This is a genomic window from Curtobacterium sp. B18, from assembly GCF_000333375.1.
GTDB lineage: Bacteria > Actinomycetota > Actinomycetes > Actinomycetales > Microbacteriaceae > Curtobacterium.
In genome coordinates, this window is the sequence record NZ_BACZ01000670.1 from 1 (window position 1) to 259 (window position 259).

Here is a 259-nt window from a genome sequence, read left to right on the forward strand (position 1 = left end):
CGCGCATCTCGAGCCCGCGCCGCAGGACTACGCGGAGCGTGGTGGCGCAGAGCGGACTCCCCCGCACGACATGCTCGCCGAACAGTCGACCATCGGCGGCATGCTCCTGTCGAAGGACGCCGTCGCCGACGTCATCGAGACCGCTCGCGGCGTCGACTTCTACATCCCCAAGCACGAGGTCATCTTCGACGCGATCCTCTCGCTCTACTCGCACGGCGAACCGACCGACGTCATCGCGGTCACCGACGAGCTGACCAAG

1 protein-coding gene is annotated in these 259 nt (G+C 67.2%); it reads left to right on the top strand.

Annotated elements, in window-relative coordinates:
• Window positions 1-70: 70 nt before the first annotated feature.
• The coding region (locus I5E_RS22115; protein WP_305791148.1) for a DnaB-like helicase N-terminal domain-containing protein at window positions 71-259 on the top strand (189 nt) is incomplete at its 3' end.